Origin of the sequence: Spiroplasma sp. ChiS (assembly GCF_002968355.1) — a bacterium.
GTDB lineage: Bacteria > Bacillota_I > Bacilli_A > Mycoplasmatales > Mycoplasmataceae > Spiroplasma > Spiroplasma citri.
In genome coordinates this window covers 1-1,800 of record NZ_PUUH01000079.1, presented here as the reverse complement: position 1 = coordinate 1,800, position 1,800 = coordinate 1, and the positions used below count along the sequence as shown (strand labels likewise).

At 28.5% G+C, this 1,800-nt stretch carries 5 protein-coding genes; all 5 read right to left on the bottom strand.

The window, feature by feature from the left end; genetic code table 4:
* Window positions 1–139 precede the first annotated feature (139 nt).
* From C6B38_RS03040 to C6B38_RS11850, 5 genes are read right to left on the bottom strand one after another with little or no spacing between them, the layout of a single operon-like run.
* The gene (locus C6B38_RS03040) at window positions 140–322 is read right to left on the bottom strand and encodes a hypothetical protein (RefSeq protein ID WP_105298612.1); all 183 of its coding nucleotides are present in this window, start codon (window positions 320–322) and stop codon (window positions 140–142) included.
* Window positions 322–825 carry a pentapeptide repeat-containing protein gene (locus tag C6B38_RS03035; protein ID WP_105298611.1) on the bottom strand — a complete coding sequence of 168 codons (504 nt, stop codon included), beginning with the start codon at window positions 823–825 and terminating at the stop codon, window positions 322–324. Before C6B38_RS03035 ends, C6B38_RS03040 begins: the two co-directional genes overlap by 1 nt.
* Before the next feature lies 1 nt (window position 826).
* The gene (locus C6B38_RS09770; protein ID WP_162475833.1) at window positions 827–964 is read right to left on the bottom strand and encodes a hypothetical protein; all 138 of its coding nucleotides are present in this window, start codon (window positions 962–964) and stop codon (window positions 827–829) included.
* A 1-nt stretch (window position 965) separates the two neighbouring features.
* Entirely contained in the window at window positions 966–1,136 is a 171-nt protein-coding gene (locus C6B38_RS09765; protein WP_162475832.1) for a hypothetical protein, read from the bottom strand.
* A gap of 13 nt (window positions 1,137–1,149) precedes the next feature.
* Window positions 1,150–1,281: a hypothetical protein gene (locus tag C6B38_RS11850; RefSeq protein ID WP_255401059.1), complete on the bottom strand. Its 132-nt coding sequence runs from the start codon at window positions 1,279–1,281 to the stop codon at window positions 1,150–1,152.
* Between the last annotated feature and the right edge of the window lie 519 nt (window positions 1,282–1,800).

The window sequence follows — 1,800 nt, the reverse complement described above, 5'->3', positions numbered from 1 at the left end:
TGTCTGTATATAAATTCTGCTAATTCTTGTCCATTTTCATCAATTCATTTTTTAATATTTAATGCTTTTAAACTTAATTCTTTAAAATCATTACCTTTAATTGCAAAAGGAAAAGAAACATTTTGAACTATATTTTTCATTATTTATCCTCCTCACTAGCAATATGAAAACAAATCATTAATAGTTTATTAATTTCTTTATCTTTTTCATCAAGTTTATTTTTAAGTGCTTCATTTCCTGCTTTAAGTGTTCGTATTTTGCTATTAAGTGCTTCATTTTCTTCTTGTAGTTTGTTAAATTTAATTGATTCTGTTATAGTCATTATTCACCCTCCTCAATAACAGTTAATTGTTCTAATTGTTGCTTGGTGATTTTAATATCTTTTAATTTAGCAAAAGATAAATTAACACCTTTTAAATTAGCATCTCTTAAATCAGCACATCGTAAATCAGCACATCGTAAATCAGCATCTTGTAAATTCACACCTATTAAATAAGTACCTTGTAAATCAGCACCCTCTAATTTAGCACATCGTAAATCAGCATAAGTTAAATTAGCACTTCGTAATTTAGCATCTTGTAATTTAGCATCTTGTAAATCAGCCCATCGTAAATCAGCACATCGTAAATCAGCATCTTGTAAATCAGCACCTATTAAAATAGCATCTTGTAATTTAGCACATCGTAAATCAGCATAAGTTAAATTAGCACTATTTAAATCAGCACCTCGTAAATCTAATGCTTCACTTGCTAAATAATCATTGATTTTTTCTTGATCAACAATAATATCTGTTAAATCTTTAATTAAATTTTGTAATGTTTTCATTTTATAATTCCTCCAAATTCTGTTCTGCAATTAAATTATCAATATAGTCATAAGCACTTTCTTCTGAATGACATTCTTCTAATGCTTCATTAAATAAATCTTCTTCTGTGTAAACTTTGCCATCTTCATCTTTTCACATATTATTTATCTCCTTGTCATTTAATATTTTTATCTTCTAAATCAATAATAGTTGTTTCAAAATACTTTTTATTTTTAGCAGTATTCTCTGCTTCTTCTAAGGTATAAAATAATTCAGTATCTATTCCAAATATAAATTCTGATTTTGATATTAATAAATATCTTTTATTCATAATTTAATTCCTCCTAATTCTTTTTAGTATTTAATGCTCAATGTTCATCAGTAATTTCATTGTGTGTATGGATATATTTATTTTGTTTATCACATTTAAAGCAATAACCTCAATATCTTTTTTTAAGACAACTATTCTTTTTCATCTTTACCTCCTGATTATTAATTTTGGTAATTGTTGGTATATTAACTACAATGTTCTACAATTTGTAGTTGTTTGTATAGTTAAGACGCCATATAATTACATTTCTTCATCCGCACCATTTCAGGTCAAAGCGTTCAGTTTTTAAAATAAATTCACTCGCACCTTGAAGAACCTAATGCTAATCGCAAATTTATTTATAAAGTGACCATCTCTATTTTTATTGTGGTTTGATGTTGACCTCGCACTTATCACCACTATCGCTTGTTAAAGCGTCTATTATTTCCAGACTGATTACTGTTGGGCTAGACCGCCCTTCATCCGCACCATTTCAGGTCAAAGCGTTCAGTTTTTAAAATAAATTCACTCGCACCTTGAAGAACCTAATGCTAATCGCAAATTTATTTATAAAGTGACCATCTCTATTTTTATTGTGGTTTGATGTTGACCTCGCACTTATCACCACTATCGCTTGTTAAAGCGTCTATTATTTCCAGACTGATTACTGTTGGGCTAGACCGCC